The 20502-nt window shown below is 68.5% G+C and carries 21 protein-coding genes; 10 read left to right on the top strand and 11 right to left on the bottom strand.

Features of this window, described 5'->3' with window-relative positions; translation table 11 throughout:
• Positions 1 to 41 precede the first annotated feature (41 nt).
• From E3U26_RS02880 to E3U26_RS02870, 3 genes are all read left to right on the top strand, one after another.
• Positions 42 to 596, top strand: coding sequence for a gamma-glutamylcyclotransferase (locus tag E3U26_RS02880; RefSeq protein ID WP_036759370.1), 555 nt, complete (start codon positions 42 to 44; stop codon positions 594 to 596).
• Positions 597 to 679: 83 nt separating this feature from the next.
• Complete coding sequence (locus tag E3U26_RS02875) at positions 680 to 2356, top strand: hypothetical protein (RefSeq protein WP_449045591.1); 1677 nt, start codon at positions 680 to 682, stop codon at positions 2354 to 2356.
• A complete protein-coding gene (locus E3U26_RS02870; protein WP_499105406.1) occupies positions 2346 to 3737 on the top strand; it encodes a peptidoglycan-binding protein in 1392 nt (463 codons plus the stop codon). Before E3U26_RS02875 ends, E3U26_RS02870 begins: the two co-directional genes overlap by 11 nt.
• A gap of 64 nt (positions 3738 to 3801) precedes the next feature.
• Here the strand turns inward: E3U26_RS02870 and E3U26_RS02865 are convergent, their stop codons facing one another.
• A complete protein-coding gene (locus E3U26_RS02865) occupies positions 3802 to 4353 on the bottom strand; it encodes a LabA-like NYN domain-containing protein (RefSeq protein WP_036759365.1) in 552 nt (183 codons plus the stop codon).
• A 12-nt stretch (positions 4354 to 4365) separates the two neighbouring features.
• On the opposite strand from E3U26_RS02865, the gene folK reads away from it, so the two are divergent.
• The 4 genes from folK to E3U26_RS02845 all read left to right on the top strand — a co-directional run bounded on the left by folK (position 4366) and on the right by E3U26_RS02845 (position 8185).
• Positions 4366 to 4959 (top strand): 2-amino-4-hydroxy-6-hydroxymethyldihydropteridine diphosphokinase, encoded by a 594-nt coding sequence (folK, locus tag E3U26_RS02860; RefSeq protein WP_499105405.1) that lies wholly within the window; start codon positions 4366 to 4368, stop codon positions 4957 to 4959.
• 72 nt (positions 4960 to 5031) lie between these two features.
• Positions 5032 to 5388, top strand: a complete 357-nt coding sequence (gene rpoZ / locus E3U26_RS02855) for a DNA-directed RNA polymerase subunit omega (protein ID WP_024844556.1) — start codon at positions 5032 to 5034, stop codon at positions 5386 to 5388.
• A 22-nt stretch (positions 5389 to 5410) separates the two neighbouring features.
• Positions 5411 to 7528, top strand: a complete 2118-nt coding sequence (locus E3U26_RS02850; protein ID WP_036759362.1) for a RelA/SpoT family protein — start codon at positions 5411 to 5413, stop codon at positions 7526 to 7528.
• Between the two features lie 12 nt (positions 7529 to 7540).
• Complete coding sequence (locus E3U26_RS02845; RefSeq protein WP_036759361.1) at positions 7541 to 8185, top strand: DUF2062 domain-containing protein; 645 nt, start codon at positions 7541 to 7543, stop codon at positions 8183 to 8185.
• Here the strand turns inward: E3U26_RS02845 and E3U26_RS02840 are convergent.
• The 3 genes from E3U26_RS02840 to E3U26_RS02830 form a co-directional block, all read right to left on the bottom strand.
• Positions 8182 to 9492 carry an NAD(P)/FAD-dependent oxidoreductase gene (locus E3U26_RS02840; RefSeq protein WP_499105770.1) on the bottom strand — a complete coding sequence of 437 codons (1311 nt, stop codon included), beginning with the start codon at positions 9490 to 9492 and terminating at the stop codon, positions 8182 to 8184. The two genes, E3U26_RS02845 and E3U26_RS02840, sit on opposite strands and share 4 nt — an antisense overlap.
• 68 nt (positions 9493 to 9560) lie before the next feature.
• The gene (locus tag E3U26_RS02835) at positions 9561 to 10919 is read right to left on the bottom strand and encodes a glutamine synthetase family protein (RefSeq protein WP_072463842.1); all 1359 of its coding nucleotides are present in this window, start codon (positions 10917 to 10919) and stop codon (positions 9561 to 9563) included.
• Positions 10916 to 11626: a type 1 glutamine amidotransferase gene (locus E3U26_RS02830; protein ID WP_072463843.1), complete on the bottom strand. Its 711-nt coding sequence runs from the start codon at positions 11624 to 11626 to the stop codon at positions 10916 to 10918. Before E3U26_RS02830 ends, E3U26_RS02835 begins: the two co-directional genes overlap by 4 nt.
• A gap of 148 nt (positions 11627 to 11774) precedes the next feature.
• Between E3U26_RS02830 and E3U26_RS02825 the strand changes: the two genes are divergently transcribed.
• The 3 genes from E3U26_RS02825 to E3U26_RS02815 all read left to right on the top strand — a co-directional run bounded on the left by E3U26_RS02825 (position 11775) and on the right by E3U26_RS02815 (position 14140).
• Positions 11775 to 12902, top strand: coding sequence for an aminotransferase class V-fold PLP-dependent enzyme (locus E3U26_RS02825; RefSeq protein ID WP_072463844.1), 1128 nt, complete (start codon positions 11775 to 11777; stop codon positions 12900 to 12902).
• Positions 12903 to 12999: 97 nt separating this feature from the next.
• Positions 13000 to 13428 carry an ElaB/YgaM/YqjD family protein gene (locus tag E3U26_RS02820; RefSeq protein WP_036759354.1) on the top strand — a complete coding sequence of 143 codons (429 nt, stop codon included), beginning with the start codon at positions 13000 to 13002 and terminating at the stop codon, positions 13426 to 13428.
• 10 nt (positions 13429 to 13438) lie between these two features.
• Positions 13439 to 14140 (top strand): phage holin family protein, encoded by a 702-nt coding sequence (locus tag E3U26_RS02815; RefSeq protein WP_499105403.1) that lies wholly within the window; start codon positions 13439 to 13441, stop codon positions 14138 to 14140.
• A gap of 82 nt (positions 14141 to 14222) precedes the next feature.
• Here E3U26_RS02815 and grxD read toward each other — a convergent pair whose 3' ends face one another.
• The 7 genes from grxD to E3U26_RS02780 all read right to left on the bottom strand — a co-directional run bounded on the left by grxD (position 14223) and on the right by E3U26_RS02780 (position 20341).
• Entirely contained in the window at positions 14223 to 14585 is a 363-nt protein-coding gene (gene grxD, locus E3U26_RS02810) for a Grx4 family monothiol glutaredoxin (RefSeq protein ID WP_036759351.1), read from the bottom strand.
• A gap of 52 nt (positions 14586 to 14637) precedes the next feature.
• The gene (locus E3U26_RS02805; RefSeq protein WP_024844566.1) at positions 14638 to 14880 is read right to left on the bottom strand and encodes a BolA/IbaG family iron-sulfur metabolism protein; all 243 of its coding nucleotides are present in this window, start codon (positions 14878 to 14880) and stop codon (positions 14638 to 14640) included.
• Between the two features lie 230 nt (positions 14881 to 15110).
• Entirely contained in the window at positions 15111 to 16298 is a 1188-nt protein-coding gene (locus E3U26_RS02800; protein WP_499105402.1) for a Hint domain-containing protein, read from the bottom strand.
• Positions 16299 to 16713: 415 nt separating this feature from the next.
• Positions 16714 to 16971 (bottom strand): hypothetical protein, encoded by a 258-nt coding sequence (locus E3U26_RS02795; RefSeq protein WP_449045577.1) that lies wholly within the window; start codon positions 16969 to 16971, stop codon positions 16714 to 16716.
• Positions 16968 to 18065, bottom strand: a complete 1098-nt coding sequence (locus E3U26_RS02790; RefSeq protein WP_499105401.1) for a quaternary amine ABC transporter ATP-binding protein — start codon at positions 18063 to 18065, stop codon at positions 16968 to 16970. Before E3U26_RS02790 ends, E3U26_RS02795 begins: the two co-directional genes overlap by 4 nt.
• Positions 18058 to 18945 carry an ABC transporter permease gene (locus E3U26_RS02785; RefSeq protein ID WP_499105310.1) on the bottom strand — a complete coding sequence of 296 codons (888 nt, stop codon included), beginning with the start codon at positions 18943 to 18945 and terminating at the stop codon, positions 18058 to 18060. Before E3U26_RS02785 ends, E3U26_RS02790 begins: the two co-directional genes overlap by 8 nt.
• A gap of 397 nt (positions 18946 to 19342) precedes the next feature.
• Positions 19343 to 20341, bottom strand: coding sequence for a glycine betaine ABC transporter substrate-binding protein (locus E3U26_RS02780; protein WP_072464124.1), 999 nt, complete (start codon positions 20339 to 20341; stop codon positions 19343 to 19345).
• Positions 20342 to 20502 lie beyond the last annotated feature (161 nt).

Raw genomic sequence — 20502 nt, 5'->3', positions numbered from 1 at the left:
AGTTTTTCCTGACCGAATTATCTAGGGCGCCGGGGTAAAGAATGGGTGAACGGCCGGAGCATTGGGTCTTTGCCTATGGCTCTTTGATGTGGGATCCGGGCTTTCCCGTGGCCGAGATGGTGCCCGCGACGCTGGACGGCTATGCCCGCAGCTTCTGCCTGCGCTCGATCGTCTATCGCGGCACCAGCGAGACGCCGGGGCTGGTCCTGGGGCTGGAGGCCGATCCGGGGGCGCATTGCCGGGGCCTGGCGCTGCGCGTGGCCGAGCCGGACTGGGAAGAGACGCTGTCCGGCCTGCGCGCGCGCGAGCTGACCACCAACGCCTATGCCGAGCTTTTCCTGCCGCTGGCGCTGGACGACGGCCGCGGCGTCGAGGCGATCGCCTATGTGATCCGGCGCGATCACGACCAATATGCCGGCCCGCTGGAGCTGCACGAACAGGCCCGCATCATCGCCGTGGCGCAGGGCGGGCGGGGGCCGAACGCGGATTACCTGTTCAACACCGCCCGGCACCTGGCGCAGATGGGCATCGAGGACCAGGCCCTGGACGAGCTGGCGCGGCAGGTCCGCGGGCTGTTGCACCCCGGCGGGGGATAGGCGCGATTTCCCCTGGCGAGGACGCTTGGCAGGCGCGGGTCCGGCCTCTACAGTCGGCTCGGAAAACAGCAAGGGGGTGGAACTTGTCCCGAACTGACGCCGAACCGCCCGAGGGTCCGCCCGCCGCGCCGGAAGGCCGCCGCTCTCGCGCCGCCCGGCTGGCGGCCACGCGCGACGGGGGGCCGGGCGGGACCGGGCCCTCGCAGCCGCAATTCTCGCAGCCCGTCCGGCAGATCCTGCTGATGCTGATCGTGCTGGTGCTGGTCGTGGCCGGCGCCTGGTTCGCCTATGGCCGCATCCTGTCGATCTTTCATTCGAACGAATACCTGAACGGGCTGATCCTGGCCGTCTTCGTCATGGGCGTGCTGGGCTGTTTCTGGCAGGTGGCCGAGCTGGTCAAATCCGTCAGCTGGATCGAGCGTTTCGCCGCCCGCCGCCGCAATGCCGCCGAGCGCGGCGTCAGCGCGGCCGAGCCGGCGGGGCCGGACGATGCGCCGCGGCTGCTGGCGCCCCTGGCCGCGCTGCTGGGCCAGCGCGGGCCGGTGGGCGGGGCGATCTCGACCGAATCCTCGCGCTCGATCCTGGAATCGGTGGCGACGCGGATCGACGAGGCGCGCGACATCACCCGTTACCTCGCGAACCTGCTGATCTTCCTGGGCCTGTTGGGGACGTTCTACGGGCTTGCGACCACGGTGCCGGCCGTGGTGGACACGATCCGCGCGCTTTCGCCCAAGGATGGCGAGACCGGGCTCGAGGTCTTCAACAAGCTGATGACCGGGCTGGAATCGCAGCTGGGCGGCATGGCCACGGCCTTTTCCAGCTCGCTCCTGGGCCTGGCCGGCTCGCTGGTGGTCGGGCTGCTGGAGCTGTTCGTCGCCCATGGCCAGAACCGCTTCTATCGCGAGCTCGAGGAATGGATGTCGGGCTTCACCCGCATCGGCCTGGGCGGCGGCGACGGGCAGGGGCTGGGCGAGGCGGCGCTGGCCGGCTTCATCGAGCGGGTCGAGGCGCAGATGACCGGCCTGCAGGACTTCTACCTGCGCCGCGACGAATTGCGCGACCAGGAGGCCGCCGCCGCCGACCAGCGCTCGCTGGCGCTGGCCGAGGGGGTGGAGCGGCTGGCCGGGCTGCTGGGGTCGGACCGCGACCGGCTGGGCGAGACGCTGGCCGCCGAGCGCGAGGCGACCGCGCAGGCCCTGGCCGGGGTCGAGCAGGCGATCGGCGGGCTGGCCGCGCCGCGCCGCGACCCGGATCTGGTCGCCGTGCTGGAGCGTCTGGCCGAAGGGCAGGACCGTCTTGCCGCCGAGCCGCGCCACGATCCGGCGTTGCCCGCGGTGCTGGAACGGCTGGCCGCGGGCCAGGAGCGGCTGGCGGCGCTGGCCGAGGCGCCGGCGCAACCGGGCTTCGACGGCGCCGTCCTGGGCGAGGCGCTGGAGCGTCTGGCCGCGGGCCAGGCCCGGCTGGCGACGCTTGCCGAAGCCCCCGCGCCCGAGGACGGCCGGCTGGCCCGCGCCCTGGAACGGCTGGCCGAGGGGCAGGAGCGCATCCTGGACCTCGGCGCGCAGCGGCCGGCTGCCGCCGCCGCCGCCGCGGGCGACGATCCCGAGGCGCGGATGCGGCTGCGTTCCATCGACGTGCAGCTGGGCCGGCTGGTCGAGGAAACCGCCAGCGGCCGCGACGGGCTGATCGCCGAATTGCGCAGCGACCTGGCGGCGCTGACCCGCGCGATCCGCAACCTGGAGCGCGGCGATGGGACTTAGCCGGGGCGGCGGCAACCGTTTCTCTGCGACGATCTGGCCGGGATTCGTCGATGCGATGACCGCGCTGCTGATGGTCATGATGTTCGTGCTGACCATCTTCCTGCTGGTGCAATCGGTGCTGCGCGACCAGATCACCACCCAGGACAGCGAGCTGGACCAGCTTGGCCGCCAGGTGGCCGAGCTGTCGGACGCGCTGTCCACCTCGCAGGCGCAGGCGGCCTCGCTGGACCGCGACCTGGCGGCCGAGCGCGACCGGCTGCGGCGTTCCGAACAGGCCGTGGCTTCCGCGCGGGCCGAGATCGACGCACAGACCGAGGCGGCGCGCCTTGCCGCCGCCCGGCGCGAGGCGCTGGAGGCGCTGATCGGCGACCTGCGGCGCCAGAACACCGAAACGCGGCAGCAGCTGGACGAGACCGAGGCCGCGCGGCTGGCCGATGCCGCCGCCGCCGAGGCGCTGCGCGAACGGCTGGCCAGGTCGGATGCGGAACTGGACGCCGCCACGCTGGAGCTGGAGGCGGCGCGCAAGGAGGCCGAGGAAACCCTGACCCTGCTGGCCGCCGCCGAGGCCGCCAAGAAGCAGCTGGGCGAGCAGGCCGAGGCCCAGGCCAGCGAGGCCGAGAAACAGGCCGCCCTGCTGGCCCTGGCCCGGCAGGAGCTGTCCGAGCAGGAGGCGCTGACGGTCGAGGACCAGCGCCGTCTGGCCGCGCTGAACCAGCAGGTCGCGCGGCTCAACGACCAGCTGGGCAGCCTGCGCGCCGTGCTGGACGCCGCCGGCGACGAGCGCCGCGAGGCCGACCTGCGCGCCGAGGATCTGGGCCGGCAGCTGAACGTCGCCCTGCTGCGCGCCGCCGAAGAGGAGCGCAAGCGCCGCGCGCTGGAAGAGGACGCGCGCAGCAAGGCCGAGACCGAGGCCAAGGATCTGGCGCGCTATCGCTCGGAGTTCTTCGGCCGGCTGTCGCAGATCCTGGCCGGCCGTGAGGGCGTGCAGGTGGTGGGCGACCGCTTCGTCTTTTCCTCGGAAGTGCTGTTCGCGCCGGGCGAGGCGACGCTGTCGCCCGAAGGCCAGGCGCAGATCGCGCGGGTGGCAGAGATGCTGGGACAGATCTCGGCCGAGATCCCGCCCGAGATCGGCTGGATGATCCGCGTCGACGGCCATACCGACGACGTGCCGCTTTCGGGGCTGGGGCGCTATCGCGACAACTGGGAACTGAGCCAGGCGCGCGCGCTGGCGGTGGTGCGCTACATGGTGGACGATCTGGGCTTTCCGGCCACCCGCCTGGCGCCTGCCGGCTTTGCCGATACCCGCCCGGTGGCGCAGGGCGATACGCCCGAGGCCCGTGCCCGCAATCGCCGCATCGAGCTGAAGCTGACCGAACGCTAGGCGCGTGGCAGGCCGCTGTCAGGCGTCGATGGTGCAGGCCCCGTGCCGGGGCAGCTTTGCCGGGTCAGCTTTCCTGCGGGGCGGGCTCGCGCGGCGGGCGGCCGATGATGTCGCGCAGCGCGTCCAGTTCGATGAAATTGTCCGCCTGCCGGCGCAATTCGTCGGCGATCATCGGCGGCTGGCTGCGCATGGTCGAGACCACCGAGACCCGCACGCCCTGGCGCTGCAGCGCCTCGACCAGCGGCCGGAAGTCGCCGTCGCCGGAAAACAGCACCGCATGATCCAGCCGCGGCGCCAGCTCCATGGCGTTGATGACCAGCTCGACATCCATGTTGCCCTTGACCTTGCGGCGCCCCAGCGCGTCGGTATATTCGCGCGCGGGTTTCGTCACCATGGAATAGCCGTTGTAATGCAGCCAATCGACCAGCGGGCGGATCGGTGAGTAGTCCTCGTTCTCCAGCAATGCCGTATAATAATAGGCGCGGACCAGCTTGCCGCGCCGTTCGAATTCCTGCCGCAGCAGCTTGTAGTCGATGTCGAAGCCCAGCGACTTTGCCGCAGCATAAAGATTCGACCCGTCAATGAACAACGCCAGCCGGTCGTCCTTGTAAAACACGATTCCCCCGAGATGTCTCGAAACCAAAGTCAGAAAGCGAACTTAGTCCTCGTTGCCCTGGGTGCAAACCTGCCTAGTTCGGCAGGTTCGCCCTCGCAGAGCCTGCGTTTCGCCTTGCAAAAGATCTCGCAATTACCGCAGGTTGTGCCGGTGGCCTTCAGCCGCTTCTGGTTTACCCCAGCCTTTCCGGCAGGTTCCGGTCCCGATTATGTGAATGCGGCGGCGTCTTTCCGCTGCGTCATGCCGCCCGAACAACTGCTGCGCGAATTGCACGAAATCGAGGCCGAGCTGGGCCGCAGCCGCGACGGGGCGCGCTGGCAGGCCCGCGGGCTGGACCTGGACCTGCTGGCCCATGGCGATCTGGTGCTGCCCGATGCCGCCGTGCAGGACCATTGGCGCGGCCTGCCGCCGCAGGAACAGCCGCTGCATGTCCCCCAGGGCCTGATCCTGCCCCATCCCCGGCTGCAGGACCGCGGCTTCGTCCTGACACCCCTGGCCGAGATCGCGCCGGACTGGGTGCATCCGCGCCTTGGGCTCAGCGTGGCGCAGATGCTGGCGGCGCTTCCGCCCGAGGCGCTGGCGGGGATGCGGCCCGCAAGTGCTTGACATTTCCGTCGCGGGCGCCCAAATATCCGGCCTCGCCCCCTGCACCCCGATTCCAGCTGATAAGGTTGACCGATGGCCCGCGTTACAGTCGAAGATTGCGTCGATAAGGTTCCGAACCGTTTTGACCTGGTGATGCTGGCGTCCCATCGCGCGCGCGAAATCGCCGCGGGCAGCCCGCTGACCGTCGATCGCGACAATGACAAGAACCCCGTCGTGGCGCTGCGCGAGATCGCCGACGAAACCCAGCCCGTGGACGATCTGCGCGAGCGCATGATCGAGGCGCATCAGACCCAGATCGAGGTCGACGAGCCCGAAGAGGACGCGATGGCCCTGCTGCTGGGCGCCGAGATGGACCGTCCCAAGCCCGCCGACGAGGAATCGGAAGAGCGCATGCTGCGCATGATGCTGGAAGCGCAAGGCAGGAACTGAATCCAAAGGTCTTCGGCCCATCATGATCGACGTCGAAGACCTCATCGCGCTGATCCGCAACTACAACCCGCGCACCAATGCCGAACTGATCCGCGACGCCTATGAATACGGGCGTCGCATGCACGAAGGCCAGTTCCGCCATTCGGGCGAACCCTATTTCACCCATCCCGTCGCCGTCGCCGCCATCCTGACCGAGATGCGGCTGGACGATGCGACCATCGTCACCGCGCTTCTGCACGACACGATCGAGGACACGCGCTCGACCTGGGCCGAGGTGGCGCAGATCTTCGGGCGCGAGATCGCCGACCTGGTCGATGGCGTGACCAAGCTGACCAACCTGCAGCTTTCCGGCGCGCATTCCAAGCAGGCCGAGAATTTTCGCAAGCTTTTCATGGCGATGTCGCGCGATCTTCGCGTGATCTTGGTCAAGCTGGCCGACCGCCTGCACAATATGCGCACGATCAAGTCCATGCGCCCGGACAAGCAGCAGCAAAAGGCGCGCGAGACCATGGACATCTATGCGCCGCTGGCCGGCCGCATGGGCATGCAATGGATGCGCGAGGAGCTGGAAGACCTGGCCTTCAAGGTCATCAACCCCGAGGCGCGCAACTCGATCATCCGCCGCTTCGTCAGCCTGCAGCGCGAATCCGGCGACGTGATCCCCAAGATCACCGCCGACATCCGCGCCGAGCTGGAACGCGAGGGGATCGAGGCCGATGTCTATGGCCGCGCCAAGCGCCCCTTCAGCATCTGGCGCAAGATGCAGGAAAAGCAGCTTTCCTTCTCGCGCCTGTCGGACATCTACGGCTTTCGCATCATCACCCGGACGGAACCCGACTGCTATCGCACGCTGGGCGTGATCCACCACCGCTGGCGCGCGGTGCCGGGCCGGTTCAAGGATTACATCAGCCAGCCCAAGGCGAACGGCTATCGCTCGATCCACACCACCGTCTCGGGGCGCGACGGCAAGCGGGTCGAGGTGCAGATCCGCACCCGCCAGATGCACGAGGTGGCCGAGGCGGGCGTGGCTGCGCATTGGGCCTATCGCGACGGGGTGCGCACCGCGAACCCCTTTGCCGTCGATCCGGGCGAATGGATCGCCAGCCTGACCGAGCGTTTCGGCGAAGAGGATCACGACGAGTTCCTGGAACACGTGAAGCTGGAAATGTATTCCGACCAGGTGTTCTGCTTCACCCCCAAGGGCGACGTGATCCCGCTGCCCAAGGGCGCGACGCCCTTGGATTTCGCCTATGCGATCCATACCCGGCTGGGCTCGTCCTGCGTCGGCGCCAAGGTGGACGGCATCCGCGTGCCGCTGTGGACGCGGCTCAAGAACGGGCAGTCGGTCGAGATCATCGCCGCCTCCGGCCAGCGCCCGCAGGCGACCTGGCTCGACATCGTCGTCACCGGCCGGGCCAAGGCCGCGATCCGCCGCAGCCTGCGGCAAGAGGACCGGACCCGCTTCATCCGGCTGGGATCGGAACTGGTGCGGGTGGCCTTCGAACATGTCGGGCGCAAGGTCAGCGACAAGGCGCTGCGCACCGCGGCCAAGACCATGGCGCTGCCCGACACCGACGAGCTGCTGGCCCGCATCGGCAGCGCCGAGATCTCGGCCCATGACGTGCTGACCACGCTTTACCCCGAACTTGCCGAAAAGCGCAGCGAGATCGACGCCCGCCGCGCGGTCGCGGGGCTGGCGGCCGACCAGGAATTCACCCGCGCCCCCTGCTGCAACCCGCTGCCGGGCGAGCGTATCGTCGGCATCACCTATCGCGGCAAGGGCGTGGTGATCCATGCCATCGACTGCCCGGTCCTGGCCGAGTTCGAGGAAAGCCCGGAACGCTGGGTCGACCTGCATTGGCGCGAAGGCCAGCACCCGGCCGCCTATTCCACCATGCTGTCCCTGACCATCCGCCACGACGCCGGGGTGCTGGGCCGCATCTGCACGCTGATCGGCGCGCAGGGGGCGAATATCTCGGACCTGGAGTTCATCGACCGCAAGCCGGATTTCTATCGCCTGCGGGTCGAGGTCGAGCTGCGCGACCGCGAACATCTGCACACGCTGCTGACCGCGCTGGAAACCGAAAGCGACGTGGCCCAGGTCTCGCGCATCCGCGATCCTTCCGCCCATATAAGCTGAGGCGCGGCCGGCATGTTCAAAAGACGCAAGCCGCTGAGCTATGCTCAGATGTGGACCGAGATGTTCTATCCGCGCTCGGGCTGGAAGCGGGCGTCGAAATACGTGCTGCACCGGCTGCGCCGCCTGCCGGACCAGCCGCATCGGGTGGCGCGCGGCTGGGCCTGCGGCATCTTCATTTCCTTCACGCCCTTCTTCGGCTTTCACTTCATGGGGGCTGCGGCGCTGGCCTGGCTGATCCGCGGCAATATCCTGGCGGCGCTTCTGGGCACCTTCGTCGGCAACCCGCTGACCACGCCCTTCATCGCGCTGACCTCGGTGGGGCTGGGGCGCTGGATGCTGGGGGTCGAGGGCCGCTTTACCCCGCACTTGATCTTTGACGAATTCACCCGCGCCGGCAGCGAGCTGTGGAACAACCTGCTGGCGCCGCTCAGTGCGGAGCGCACGGCGCATTGGGACCAGCTTTTGCAATTCAACGAGCAGATCTTCCTGCCCTATGCGGTGGGGGGCGTGCTGCCCGGAATCGCGGTCTCGGTCGCGGCGCATTACCTGACCGTGCCGCTGATCAAGGCCTATCACCGCCACCGCGAAAAGCAGATGGCCGAGCGCATCGCCCGCGCCAAGGCCCGGCGCGACCGCGAACTGGCGGAAAAGCGCTAGAAGCCCAGCCGGTCGCGCAGCGAATACCAGCCCATGCCGGCGACCAGCAGCGGCCAGCGCAGCGCCGCACCGCCGGGAAAGGCGGGCGAGGGCAGGGCGGCCATGGTGTCGAACCCCTCGGCCTGCCCCTGAACCGCCTGCGCCATCAGCTTGCCCGCCAGGTTGGCCAGCGCCAGCCCATGGCCGGAATAGCCGCTGGCCGACAGGCAATTCGGCGCCGGCCGGGCAAAACAGGGCATGCGGTTCATGGTGATTGCCAGCGTGCCGCCCCAGACATGGGTCAGCCTGACGTCGGCAAGGCCGGGATAGATCTCCAGCAGCGGCTTCCTGACCTTGGCGGCGATGTCGGCGGGAAAGCGATAGCTGACATTCTCGCCGCCGCCGAAGATCAGCCGCCCCTCGGGGTCGAGCCGCCAGTAGTTCACCACGAACTTGGTGTCATGCACGCCGATGGGCTGGGTCAGCACCTCGGCCGCGCGCGGCCCCAGGGGCTCGGTCGCGACGATGAAATTGTTGATCGGCATGACACGGGCGGCGACATGGATGTCCAGATTGCCCAGATAGCCATTGCCCGCCAGGATGACATGGTCGCAGATCACCCGGCCCTTGCCGGTCTGGACGATGCTCTTTTCACCGGCGCGTCGGGCGTGGCGGATGTGGTGGACATGGCTCAGCTCGCGGATCTTCGCGCCGGCCGCATCCGCCAGCCGCGCCATGCCGAGGGCCAGGTTCAGCGGATGCAGATGCCCCGCGCCATGGTCCAGCTCGCCGGCGACATAGGCGTCCGAGGGCACCAGCGCGCGAAAGGCGTCGCGCTCCAGCGCCTCGATCCGATCATAGCCGTAGTCGCGCGCCAGCCTGTCGATCATGGCGCGGGCATGGTCCAGCTCGGCGGGCTTGCGAAAGGCATGGGCGATGCCACAGGCGACCGGCACCCCGGCGCGCGCTGCCAGATCGCGGGTCAGGCGCTTGGCCTCCTCGGCCATGTCCCACAACCGATGCGCCGCCTCGACCCCGGCCATCCGCTCCAGCTCGTCCACCTCCAGCCGCTGCCCCGAGCCGATCTGGCCGCCATTGCGCCCCGAGGCGCCGAAGCCCACGCGATGCGCCTCCAGCACCACCACGTCGCGGCCCGCCTCGGCCAGGTGCAGCGCCGCCGACAAGCCGGTATAGCCGGCGCCCACCACCACGACATCGGCGCGCGCCTCGCCCCGCTGCTCGGGGAAGGCAGGCAGCGGATCGCGGGTCGCGGCATAAAGGCTCGGCGGATACTCCCCCGGCCGATCATTGGAAAACAGCAGGTTCATCCCCTCGGCCTTCTTCGTTGTCCAAATACCCATTCCGACGGCGCACCAAGGCCAGGCCGTGCCCGGCTCTAGACGTTCAGCAGCAGATGCTCGCGCTCCCAGGGGCTGATGACTTGCAGGAACTCCTTGTATTCGTTGCGCTTGACCGCCTGGTAGACGTCGATGAACTCGGCCCCCAGCACCTCGCGCATCGGCGCGCTCTCGTCCATCAGGTCCAGCGCGTCGCCCAGGTTATAGGGCAGCTCGTCCTCGGACATATAGGCGTCGCCCAGGCATTCGGCGCGCGGCGCCTCGGCCTCGGCCAGCCCCAGGTAGCCGCAGGCGAGGCTGGCGGCCAGGCCCAGGTAGGGGTTGCAATCCATGCCCGCCAGCCGGTTCTCGACCCGCCGCGATTCCGGTTTCGAGATCGGCACCCGCAGCCCGGTGGTGCGGTTGTCGCGCCCCCATTCCAGGTTGATCGGCGCCGCGAAATCAGGGACATAGCGGCGATAGCTGTTGACATAGGGCGCCAGCAGCGCCACCGCCGCCGGCAGGTGCTTCTGCATGCCGGCGATGAAATGCATGAAGGCCGGCGTCTCGCGGCCCTGCTCGTCGGAAAAGATGTTGCGCCCGTCGCCGATGCCGACGACCGAGTGGTGGATATGCATGGCGCTGCCCGGCTCGCCCTCGATGGGCTTGGCCATGAAGGTGGCGAAGCAGTCGTGGCGCAGCGCCGCCTCGCGGATCAGCCGCTTGAAATAGAAGATCTGGTCGGCCAGGGCGACGGGGTCGCCGTGGTTGAGGTTGATCTCGACCTGGCCGGCGCCGCCTTCCTGCAGGATGCCGTCGATCTCGAAGCCCTGGGCTTCGGCGAAGTCGTAGATGTCGTCGATGACCTTGCCGTATTCGTCCACCGCGGACATGGAATAGGCCTGCTTGGCGGCGGCGCGGCGGCCGGTGCGGCCCATGGGCGGCATGATCGGCTGGTTCGGGTCGATGTTGCGCGCGACCAGGAAGAACTCCATCTCGGGCGCGACGATGGGCCGCCAGCCGCGCTGCCGGTAAAGATCGACCACCCGTTTCAGCACGTTGCGCGGCGCGATGGGCACCGGATTGCCGGACTGGTCCGAGACGTCGTGGATGACCTGCAAGGTCACGTCCGCCGTCCAGGGCGCCGCCGTCGCGGTCGAGAAATCCGGCGTCAGGATCATGTCCGGCTCGGTGAAGGCGCCCGAGGGGTTGTCGGCCCAATCCCCGGTGATGGTCTGCAGGAAGATCGAGTTCGGCAGGTAGAACCGTTCCTGATGCGCGAATTTCGAGGCGGGCATGGCCTTGCCCCGCGCCACCCCGGCGATGTCGGCGACGATGCATTCCACCTCGTCCAGCCGCCGCCCGGCGACATAGTCCTGGGCGGCCTGCGGGGTTTCCTCGATCCAATGCGGTCTCATGCGGCCCCCTGCCGGATTTCTGCGCTGAAGGCGCGCGGCGCCTTGAAGAAGGCCTCGATCCGGTCGGCGATGCCCGGCGATTGCCGCGGGGTGCCCATGCGGGCGCGGGCCTGGTCCAGCAGCGGCTTGGGCACCGCGCCGCGGCCGCGATGCTCGATCAGCCCCTGGATGAAGGCGTCGTCGAACTCGGGGTGGGCCTGCACGGTAAAGGCGCGATCCTCATAGACCAGCGCGGCGTTTTCGCAGAACTCGTTTCGCGCGACGATCTGCGCATCCCTGGGCAGGGCGATGACCTGGTCCTGGTGCCATGCGTTCAGCGTGACCTTTTCGCCGCCGAAATCGTAGTCATGCGCGCCGACCGCCCAGCCGCCGGGATGCTTCGTCACCGTGCCGCCAAGCGCCTGGGCGATGATCTGGTGGCCAAAGCAGATGCCGACCAGCGGCACATGCCGGGCATAGGCGGTGCGGATGAACTCCTCGAGCGGCGGGATGAAGGGATGATCCTCGTAGACGCCATGGCGCGAGCCGGTCAGAAGCCAGCCCTGGGCCGCGTGGACATCCGGCGGGAACTCCATCCTTTCAACGTGATAGCTGGTGAAATCGAAGCCCCGCCCGGCAAGGAGCCGCTCGAACATGGTGTCATAGTCGCCCAGATCGCCGCGAAGTTCCTCGGGCGATTGGCCGCATTTGAGAATGCCGATACGCATGGTGACTGGCCTGTCGGTTGTTCCCCCTGAAGCTAGTCGGGCGCGGCGCGGCCGGCAAGGGGCTGCTGCGGGCTGCCGCTTCGGTAGGGCTGGCCGTGTGGACGAGGGCGCGCTAGGCTGCCGGCAAAACCAGCAGAAAGGATCGGCCATGCCCGGACTTCGCCCCGATGTGGACCCCGAGGGATTGCAGGAATTCTCGGTCGTCTTCACCGACCGCTCGCTCAACCACATGTCGCAGAAATTCCAGGGCGTCATGCGCGACATCTCGGCCACGCTGCGCGAGGTCTATGGCGCCGATGCGGTGGCGCTGGTCCCCGGCGGCGGCACCTGCGCCATGGAGGCCGTGGCGCGCCAGTTCGGCCGCGACGCCCATGCGCTGATCGTCAGGAACGGCTTTTTCAGCTATCGCTGGAGCCAGATCTTCGAGGCGGGCGGTTTCGCGCGCCAGACCACGGTGATGATGGCGCGGCCGCAGGGCAACGAGCCCCGCGCCCCCTTTGCCCCCGCCGCCATCGAGGAAGTGGTGGAAAAGATCCGCGACACCCGCCCCGATGCCGTCTTTGCCCCGCATGTCGAGACGGCGGCGGGCATGATCCTGCCCGACGACTATATCAAGGCGCTGGCCGATGCCGCGCATGAGGTGGGCGCGATCATGGTGCTGGACTGCATCGCTTCGGGCGCGATCTGGGTCGACATGCGCCAGACCGGCGTGGACGTGCTGATCTCGGCGCCGCAAAAGGGCTGGTCGGCCTCGCCCTCGACCGGGATGGTGATGCTGTCCCCGCGCGGGATCGAGCGGCTGGAGACCACGGTCAGCGACAGCTTCGCGCTGGACCTGAAGAAATGGCGCGCGATCATGAAGGCCTATGAGGACGGCGGCCATGCCTATCACGCCACGCTGCCGACGGATGCGCTGCTGGGCCTGCGCGATGCGATGGACGAGACGCGCGCCTTCGGGCTCGAGGCGGCGCGCGAGGCGCAATGGCGGCTGGGCGATGCGGTGCGCTCGGAACTGGCGCGGCGCGGCCTGCGCTCGGTCGCGGCCGAGGGCTTTGCCGCGCCGGGGGTGGTGGTCTGCCATACCGACGACCCCGAGATCTCGACCGGGCGCAAGTTCCTGGCCGCCGGCTACCAGATCGCCGCGGGCGTGCCCCTGCAGGTCGGCGAGGGCGAGGGATTCCGCAGCTTCCGCATCGGGCTTTTCGGGCTCGACAAGCTCAAGGATGTCGAGGGCACGGTGGCGCGGCTGGTTTCCGCCTTTGACGCGGCACTTTGACGCTGCGGGCAGGAAATCGCGGCCGGTCCGGGAACGATCTGCGGGTTTCGGGGTTTGCTTTTCCGAAACCGATACAGCCCTGCGAAAGGACAAGATCATGGCGAACCACGAAGCCACCGCCGATGAACTGAAAGCCAAGGCGCGCGAGGCCGCTGACGATGTAGGCCGCCACGCCAGCCGTGCCGCCGACGAGGCCAGCGCAGCCTATGAGACCGCCCGCGAGAAGGGCGCCGAGCTTTACGAGACGGCGCGCGAAAAAGGCGCCGAATTCGTCGAGGACGCCAAGCGCCGCGGCGCCGAATATGCCGAAACCGTCCGCGAGCGGGGCCATGAATATGCCGAGCGCGCCCGCGACGAAGCCCGCCGGCTTTACCGGCAGGGCGAACGGCAGGCGCATGAGGTCGCGGCCCATGCCGAGGAATATTACGACGAGGTCTCGGGCATGGTGCGGCGCAACCCGGCGCAGGCGCTGGGGATCGCGGCCGGCATCGGCTTCCTGCTGGGCCTGATCATCGCGCGGCGCTGAGTCTCGGCGGATGTTCGACTATACCAGGAAACTCCAGCTCGCCCTGACCGACAAGCTACGCCGTGCCGGCCTGTCGGCCGGGGCAGGCGCGGCCCTGCTGATCGGGGCGGGGTTCCTGCTGGCGGCGCTGTGGACCTGGCTGGCCGATCACCTGGGCTGGGGGGCGCTTGGCGCCTCGCTGGCGATCGGCCTGGGCTTCGTGCTGGTCGGGCTGGCGGTGATGCTGATGGCGCGCAAGGAACGCCATCCCGTCCCCACCACCGACGAGCTGAAGGCCGAGGTCGAGCAGCGGCTGATGCTGGCCGCCGACATGGCCGTCGAAAAGGCCACCGGCGCCGCGGATGCGGCACTGGAGCGCGCCTCGCAAAAGGCCGGCCAGCTGATCGACCAGGCCGAGCAGCGGGTGCATTCGCTGACCGACAGCCTGGCCTACAAGGCGGACCGGATGGCCGACCGCGCCGAGGCGAGCGTCTATGGCGCCGCGCGCCGGGCGGGCGAAAGCGCCGTCGGCACGCTGGGCCTGCCGCCCGATACGCTGCGCCGCGTCGCCGGGCAGGTCCAGGGCGCCTCGCAGTCGCGGGCGGCGGCCGTGGCGCCGCTGATCGGCGCCTTTGCGGTTGGGATGACCCTGGCCTCGCGCCTGCAGCACTGGCGCCACCGCGACGAGCCGGACTGGGAAGAGGTCGAGGATTGGAGCGAAGATCCCTATTGAGGATCGTCCCGCAACCCATTGACAACAAAAGACCCCGCCGCCGGCGGGGTCTTTTTTCCTGTCGCGTCGGCTGCGCCCGCGCTCAGGCGTTCGCTTCGCGGATCTTGTTGGCGGCATCCTTGTCATAGGTCACGCCGGCCTTGTCGAACAGCTGGTCGAGTTCGCCCGAAAGCGTCATCTCGGTGACGATGTCGCAGCCGCCCACGAATTCGCCCTTGACGTAAAGCTGCGGGATGGTCGGCCAGTCCGAGAAATCCTTGATGCCCTGGCGGATCGTCTCGTCGGCCAGCACGTTCACGTCGCGATACTGGACGTTCATGTAGTTCAGAACCCCGGCCACGCGGCTTGAAAAGCCGCATTGGGGCATCTCCTTGGTGCCTTTCATGAACAGGACGACATCGTCTGCGTCGATCGTCTCCTGGATTTGCTGGCGTGCATCGGTCATTTCGTCCGGTCCTTGCTGAAGCGCCGCCTGGTCGCGACGCTTGCGGTTGATCTTAATCGGGTGCCTTGGTGGTCAGCGCAAGGGCATGCAGCGCGCCGTTGGGGCCGTCCATATGGCCCTGCAGCGCCGCATAGACGGCACGTTGCTGCTGAACGCGGTTCTGGCCGCGGAAGCTTTCGTCGATCACCTCGGCGGCATAGTGGTTTCCGTCCCCGGCAAGGTCGGTGATCGTGATCTTGGCATGCGGAAATGCAGCGCGGATCAGGGCTTCTATATCCTGGGCTTCCATCGCCATGGCGGATCCTTTCTTTGTTCTGCAAGATGTAGGGGAAGCCCACGCGGGCCGCAAGATCGACCGGCCTGCGCAATCGCTCCGCCCCGCGGGGGCGGGGCAGATCCACCCGCCGTCCTGCGGGTCTGGTGGCCTTGCTTGCCCGCGGCAGGCGCCGCCGGGATCGCGGCCCATGCCCGGCCTGCGGGCGGATGGAAAAAGGCCGGTCCAGCTTCCTGGCGACCCCGCCTTGGCTATTGCACCAGGGTCTTGCGATGCTGGGCGTGGCGCACGGCCAGCTTGCGCCCCATCCGGCCCGAGGCCAGAACGCGCGCGCCCACCGGCACCTCGTCCTCGGGCCGGTCGCGCAATTCGGGGAAAAGCGCAAAGATCTCGGCCTGGGCCTGGCGGCCGACGGATTTCAGCGCCTCGGGCCCGGTATGAAGCGATTCGGTCTCGGCGCCCTCGGACAGGACGATCTCGTGCTGGTCGAAGAGGAAGTGGAAATATTCCACCGAGGGCAGGTCGTCGGCGATGTCGATGCCCTCGATCTGCAAAAGCTGCTTGGCGGCGACCAGAACCTCGGGCGTGCCGAACATCTTCAGCGCGATCCTGGAACGCACCAGGATCCGGTGCTGGGGCGAGACGACCAGGTTGCGCAAGGGCAGCCCCTTGCCGAGCGCGCCGGCCCTGATGCGGATCGGGCGCAGGTTGGGGCTGGCGTCCAGCGCCTTGCTGCCCAGCACGCGCGAGCCGATCCAGCGCACCGGCTGCAAGCCGTTGTCGCTGGTCACGACCAGCATGCCGGGGGTCAGTTCCTCGACCGGCCGCGGCCCCTGGTCGGTTTCGATCAGCGTTCCGCGGACGAAACAGGGAAAGCAATGCCGGTCGGTGAAGATGCCGTGGTAGTCCAGCTCGTAATTGCCGGCCCCGGCGGGAAACGAGACCGAGACGATGGGCCGCGTGGTCAGCGTCTCGATCTCTTGCAGCGAGGCGCCCTTGGGCGGCGGCATCAGGAAGGTGTTGCCGGCGGTGTCCTGCATAATGCGGACCGGCAGGACCAGCGTCTCCTGGCTGCCGTCGGGATTGGCGAAGGTGACGGCGGTGTTCTTGACGACGAAGGTCGAGTCGACCTTGTAGCTGGCGATATTGCCGTCGCCGTCGGCATCGTGGCGGATCGGCTCGGCCAGAAAGCCGAAGGGGCCGTTGGTGCGGATGATGCCGTCCTGGTCCAGGTCCACGGCGCTGACCTCGACCAGCTGGCGCGACAGCGGGTCCGCCTGCGATCCGAAGCTGGCGCCGGCCAGTATCGTGCTGGCCCTTCCTGCGCCGGGGACAAGCTCCCAGGGGTCCATGTCGGGAAGCTTTCCCAGGAAGATCATCTTCTCGCAGTCGGGTCCGGCGGGACCGCAATGATTGTCGCCGGCATGATTGAAAGACATTTTAACACTCACCACTCAGATACGAGCCCCTGCCGGGGGCCGCGTAATCGGTTACCCCGCGTGTCCGGCTTCCAGGCAGACGAAGACCATCACTGGGATCGGCATTGCCGGCCCCAAGGCCGGGGCGATCCGTCAAGAGCCGCGACGCGCAGTATCGGGCCAACAGGGCGCCGACCAATTTTGTCTAAAAGATATGAGCATCATGACAAGCGGAAAAACTGAACAGTTCTTTTTAAAAGATAAGCGATCCCGGTGGGTTAACGCGCTCCTTGGCGCCTCTGCCGGCCGAAGGCGGGCTGCGGGATATGCATTCCCGCATCTGCCGGGACGGGCCGTCGCGGCAAGGGGGCGATCTGCCGATGGCCAAGGCGCCGTCCCGCGTTCAAGGCGTGGGGCGGCGCGGTCGGGTCATCCTTCAGGCCCCTGCGCCGAAGTCTGCCCGATCCACCAGCAGGGTGCGAAAGCCGCGTGCTGCGAGTTGGCGTGCGGTGGCGCAGCCGACGGCGCCGGCATTGCGCGCCCAGGCCACGTTGGCATGGCCGTGGTAGTTGGTCTGCGGGGCGCTGCGATTGAGCAGCACCAGCTCGCCCGGCGCCAGGATGCCGCGCGCGAGCAGCCCCGCGCCGAGCGCCGAGCCGAGCCAGCCGGTGGCGCCGATCAGGCCGACCCTCATGCCTGCTGCCCGTCATGCCGCCCGTCATGCTGCCCGCCATGCTGGCCGGTATAGGCGTTGATCGCGGCCTGGAAGGGGATGACGCCGATGGCCCGGCCCTGGGGGTCCTGGACCCGCAGCGCCTGCAGCCGGCTGGCGGCCATCTGCTGCAGCGCCTCGGCGATGCTGGCCTCGGGGGCAATGGCGGCTTCGGGGGCGTCGAAGCCGTGCCGGGCCTGCATCACCGCGCCGACCTTCAGCACCTTGCCGCGGTCGACATGCTGGACGAAATTCGCCACGTAATCGTCGGCCGGGCGCAGCACGATGTCCTGCGCCGTGCCCTGCTGGATCACCGAGCCGTCGCGCAGAAGCGCGATGCGGTCGCCGATGCGCAGCGCCTCGTCGAGGTCGTGGGTGATGAAGACGATGGTCTTCCTGACCTCCTGCTGCAGGTCCAAGAGCACCGTCTGCATGTCGTAGCGGATCAGCGGGTCGAGCGCCGAATAGGCCTCGTCCATGAGCAGGATCGGCGCGTCGTTGGCCAGCGCGCGCGCCAGGCCCACCCGCTGCTGCATGCCGCCCGAAAGCTGGCTCGGATAGCTCTTCTCGAAGCCGGAAAGCCCGACCCGCTCGATCCAGCGCATGGCGGTGCGGTAGCGCTCGGCCTGCGGGATGCCCTGCACCTCGAGCCCGTAGGCCGCGTTGTCGAGCACGGTGCGATGCGGCAGCAGGCCGAATTTCTGGAACACCATCGCGGTCTTGTGGCGGCGGAACGCGCGCAGCTCCGCCTGCGGCATGGCGACGACGTTGCGGCCCTCGATCACGATCTCGCCGGCGGTGGGCTCGATCAGCCGGTTGATGTGGCGGATCAGCGTCGACTTGCCCGATCCCGACAGGCCCATGATGACCTGGATGCTGCCCGGCGCGACCTGGATGTTGATGTCGCTCAGCCCCAGGACGTGCTGGTGGCGGGCCTGCAGCTCGGCCTTGGTCATGCCGGCGCGGACGGCCGCGACATGCGCCTCGGGATTGGCGCCGAAGATCTTGTAGAGATTGCGGATCTCGATGCCGATGGGATCCGTGGTGGCGGGATCAGGGGTGGCGGGATCAGTCATGGCTGGCCTCCTGGTGTTTTTGCAGCCGCTTGCCCCAGGCCTGGCTGATGCGGTCGAAGAGGATGGCGATGCCGACGATGGCGAAGCCGTTGAAGAGCCCGAGCGTGAAATACTGGTTCGAGATCGCGCGCAGCACCGGCTGGCCCAGCCCCTGCACCCCGATCATCGAGGCGATCACCACCATGGCCAGCGCCATCATGATGGTCTGGTTGATGCCGGCCATGATCGTGGGCAGCGCCAGCGGCAGCTGCGCCTTGACCAGCTTCTGCCAGGCCGAGGAGCCGAAGGCGTCGGTCGCCTCCAGCACCTCGCGGTCGACCTGGCGGATGCCGAGGTTGGTCAGCCGGATCATCGGCGGCAGGGCATAGATCACCACCGCGATCAGGCCGGGCACCCGGCCGATGCCCAGCAGCATCACCACCGGGATCAGGTAGACGAAGCTGGGCATGGTCTGCATGATGTCGAGGATCGGGCTGATGATGCGCTGCACCCGCTGCGAGCGCGCCATCAGGATGCCGAGCGGCAGGCCGATGGCGATGGACAAAAGCGTCGCGGCCAGCACCATGGAGATGGTCTTCATGGTGTCGTCCCACATGCCGAAGAGCCCGATCAGCACCAGGGTCAGCACGGAGCCGATCACCACGCGCAGGCTGCGGCTGGCGCCCCAGGCCAGGGCGGCGACGACGGCCAGGACGAGCAGCCAGGGGGTGCCCAGAAGCAATCGCTCGAACCAGATCAGCATGGTCTGCAGCGGGCTGAAGAGGCCCTCGATCATGTCGCCGTGGCTGCGGGTGAAGCTGCGAAAGCCGTCGTCGATGACGCGCTGCAACTCGCGCAGCCAGGCGCTTTTCAATTGGGGGAAGGAGGTGAGCCAGGTCATGGGATCCTCGCGCATGGGGCTGGGGGCCGGCCTGGGCGGCCGGGACCGGGAAAGGGTGGCGGCATCGGGCCGGGCCGGGGTCGGGGCGGTCCCGCGGACCGGCCCGGAGAGCCGGGCCGAGGGGTGGTCAGGGCCCGACCCGAGAGCCGGACCGATGGGGTGTCAGGGCCCGGACCCGAGCGCCGGCTGGGCCAGGGACCGGAACCGGGAGCGGGTCCGCGGGCCCGAGAGCCGCTCCACGGGGCCAGTCCTGGGCCAGTCCTGGGCCGAAACCGAAGCCGGACCGCGACCGCGGGCCCGAGAGCCGGAGTCTCGCCAGACCAAGACCGGACCCGAGAGCCGGAGGGCGGGCCGGGGCGGACTTTCGGCCCACCCAGCCCGGCCGCGGGGCGCGCGGTCAGAGCGCGGCCTTGATCCTTTCGGCCGCCTCGGGCGTGACCCATTCGGTCCACGTCGCCTCGTTCTCGCGCAGGAACTGCCGCGCGCCCTCCTCGCCCTGCGCCTGGTTCTCGGTCATCCAGGCCATCAGCGCGTTCACCGTCGCATTCGTCCAGCTCCGCTTGGAAAGATAGTCCATCACCTCGGGCGGGGCGCTGTCGGCGAAGCGCTTGGCGACGACGGTCTGCACCTTGTCGGCCGGCCAGTCGTTCTTCCTGGGCTCGGCGCAATCGGCGTTCGAGGTGCAGCCCTGCCATTCGTCCATGTCGAGCGCCACGCCGTGCTCCAGCTTGACCATCTCGTAGCGGCCCAGCAGCGCGGTCGGCGCCCAGTAATAGCCGACCCAGCCCTGCTGGCGTTCATAGGCGCGCGCGATCGAGCCGTCGAGCCCGGCGGCCGAGCCGGTGTCGACCAGGTTGAAGCCCGCCGCCTGGGCGCCGAAGGCCTTGTAGAGCTGGCTGGTGATCACCGTGCCGCCCCAGCCGGCCGGGCCGTTGAAGATGGCGCCCTTCGCGGGATCCTCGGGATCGGGGAACAGGTCGGGGCGCTTGAGCACGTCCTCGATGGTCTTCAGCTCGGGATTGGCCTCGGCGAGGTATTTCGGGATCCACCAGCCCTGCACGGCGCCGTCGCTGAGGATGTCGCCGGTGACGACGATCCGGTCCTCGGCCAGGCCGGACCGGATGACTTCGGGCACCAGGTCGACCCAGCCCTCGGGGGCGATCTCGGGCTGGCCCTTCTCGACCATCGAGGTCAGCGTCGGCACCGTGTCGCCCTGGATCACCTCGGCGCTGCAGCCGTAGCCCTCGTTGAGGATGAAGGCATCCAGCGCCGCCGCAAGCTCGGCGCTCTGCCAGTTCATGCTGGCAATCGTCGGACTGCCGCAATCCGCCCAGGCCGCGCCCGAAAAGCCCACAAGCAAAAGCGCCGCACCGCAGGAAACAAACCGTCTTCCCATTCTCTTTCTCCCTGGCGCGAACATGGCCCCCAAACCCCAGCCGTCGCGCAAACCGGGGAGGCTTCTTGGGCAGGAGCCGGTTCCTGCCGGTTGTCGTCTCGGCCCGCGGTTCCGGTCCGGGCCGCAGGGGCGAACCCGACAGGCGGACCGGGCATGCAGAA

It is taken from the genome of Paracoccus ferrooxidans (assembly GCF_029909815.1).
In the GTDB taxonomy this organism is placed as follows: domain Bacteria; phylum Pseudomonadota; class Alphaproteobacteria; order Rhodobacterales; family Rhodobacteraceae; genus Paracoccus; species Paracoccus versutus.
The sequence above is the reverse complement of the archived record's forward strand: the minus strand, read 5'-3'. Positions and strand labels throughout refer to the sequence as shown.

Coding starts and splice junctions, on each gene's coding strand:
- E3U26_RS02870 (WP_499105406.1), top strand. CDS start 2,346: ATGGGACTTAGCCGGGGCGGCGGCAACCGTTTCTCTGCGACGATCTGG.
- E3U26_RS02825 (WP_072463844.1), top strand. CDS start 11,775: ATGCCCGGACTTCGCCCCGATGTGGACCCCGAGGGATTGCAGGAATTC.
- E3U26_RS02880 (WP_036759370.1), top strand. CDS start 42: ATGGGTGAACGGCCGGAGCATTGGGTCTTTGCCTATGGCTCTTTGATG.
- E3U26_RS02840 (WP_499105770.1), bottom strand. CDS start 9,492: ATGAACCTGCTGTTTTCCAATGATCGGCCGGGGGAGTATCCGCCGAGC.
- E3U26_RS02815 (WP_499105403.1), top strand. CDS start 13,439: ATGTTCGACTATACCAGGAAACTCCAGCTCGCCCTGACCGACAAGCTA.
- E3U26_RS02835 (WP_072463842.1), bottom strand. CDS start 10,919: ATGAGACCGCATTGGATCGAGGAAACCCCGCAGGCCGCCCAGGACTAT.
- E3U26_RS02795 (WP_449045577.1), bottom strand. CDS start 16,971: ATGAGGGTCGGCCTGATCGGCGCCACCGGCTGGCTCGGCTCGGCGCTC.
- E3U26_RS02820 (WP_036759354.1), top strand. CDS start 13,000: ATGGCGAACCACGAAGCCACCGCCGATGAACTGAAAGCCAAGGCGCGC.
- E3U26_RS02785 (WP_499105310.1), bottom strand. CDS start 18,945: ATGACCTGGCTCACCTCCTTCCCCCAATTGAAAAGCGCCTGGCTGCGC.
- rpoZ (WP_024844556.1), top strand. CDS start 5,032: ATGGCCCGCGTTACAGTCGAAGATTGCGTCGATAAGGTTCCGAACCGT.
- grxD (WP_036759351.1), bottom strand. CDS start 14,585: ATGACCGATGCACGCCAGCAAATCCAGGAGACGATCGACGCAGACGAT.
- E3U26_RS02780 (WP_072464124.1), bottom strand. CDS start 20,341: ATGGGAAGACGGTTTGTTTCCTGCGGTGCGGCGCTTTTGCTTGTGGGC.
- E3U26_RS02850 (WP_036759362.1), top strand. CDS start 5,411: ATGATCGACGTCGAAGACCTCATCGCGCTGATCCGCAACTACAACCCG.
- E3U26_RS02790 (WP_499105401.1), bottom strand. CDS start 18,065: ATGACTGATCCCGCCACCCCTGATCCCGCCACCACGGATCCCATCGGC.
- folK (WP_499105405.1), top strand. CDS start 4,366: ATGTCTCGAAACCAAAGTCAGAAAGCGAACTTAGTCCTCGTTGCCCTG.
- E3U26_RS02800 (WP_499105402.1), bottom strand. CDS start 16,298: ATGTCTTTCAATCATGCCGGCGACAATCATTGCGGTCCCGCCGGACCC.
- E3U26_RS02845 (WP_036759361.1), top strand. CDS start 7,541: ATGTTCAAAAGACGCAAGCCGCTGAGCTATGCTCAGATGTGGACCGAG.
- E3U26_RS02830 (WP_072463843.1), bottom strand. CDS start 11,626: ATGCGTATCGGCATTCTCAAATGCGGCCAATCGCCCGAGGAACTTCGC.
- E3U26_RS02805 (WP_024844566.1), bottom strand. CDS start 14,880: ATGGCGATGGAAGCCCAGGATATAGAAGCCCTGATCCGCGCTGCATTT.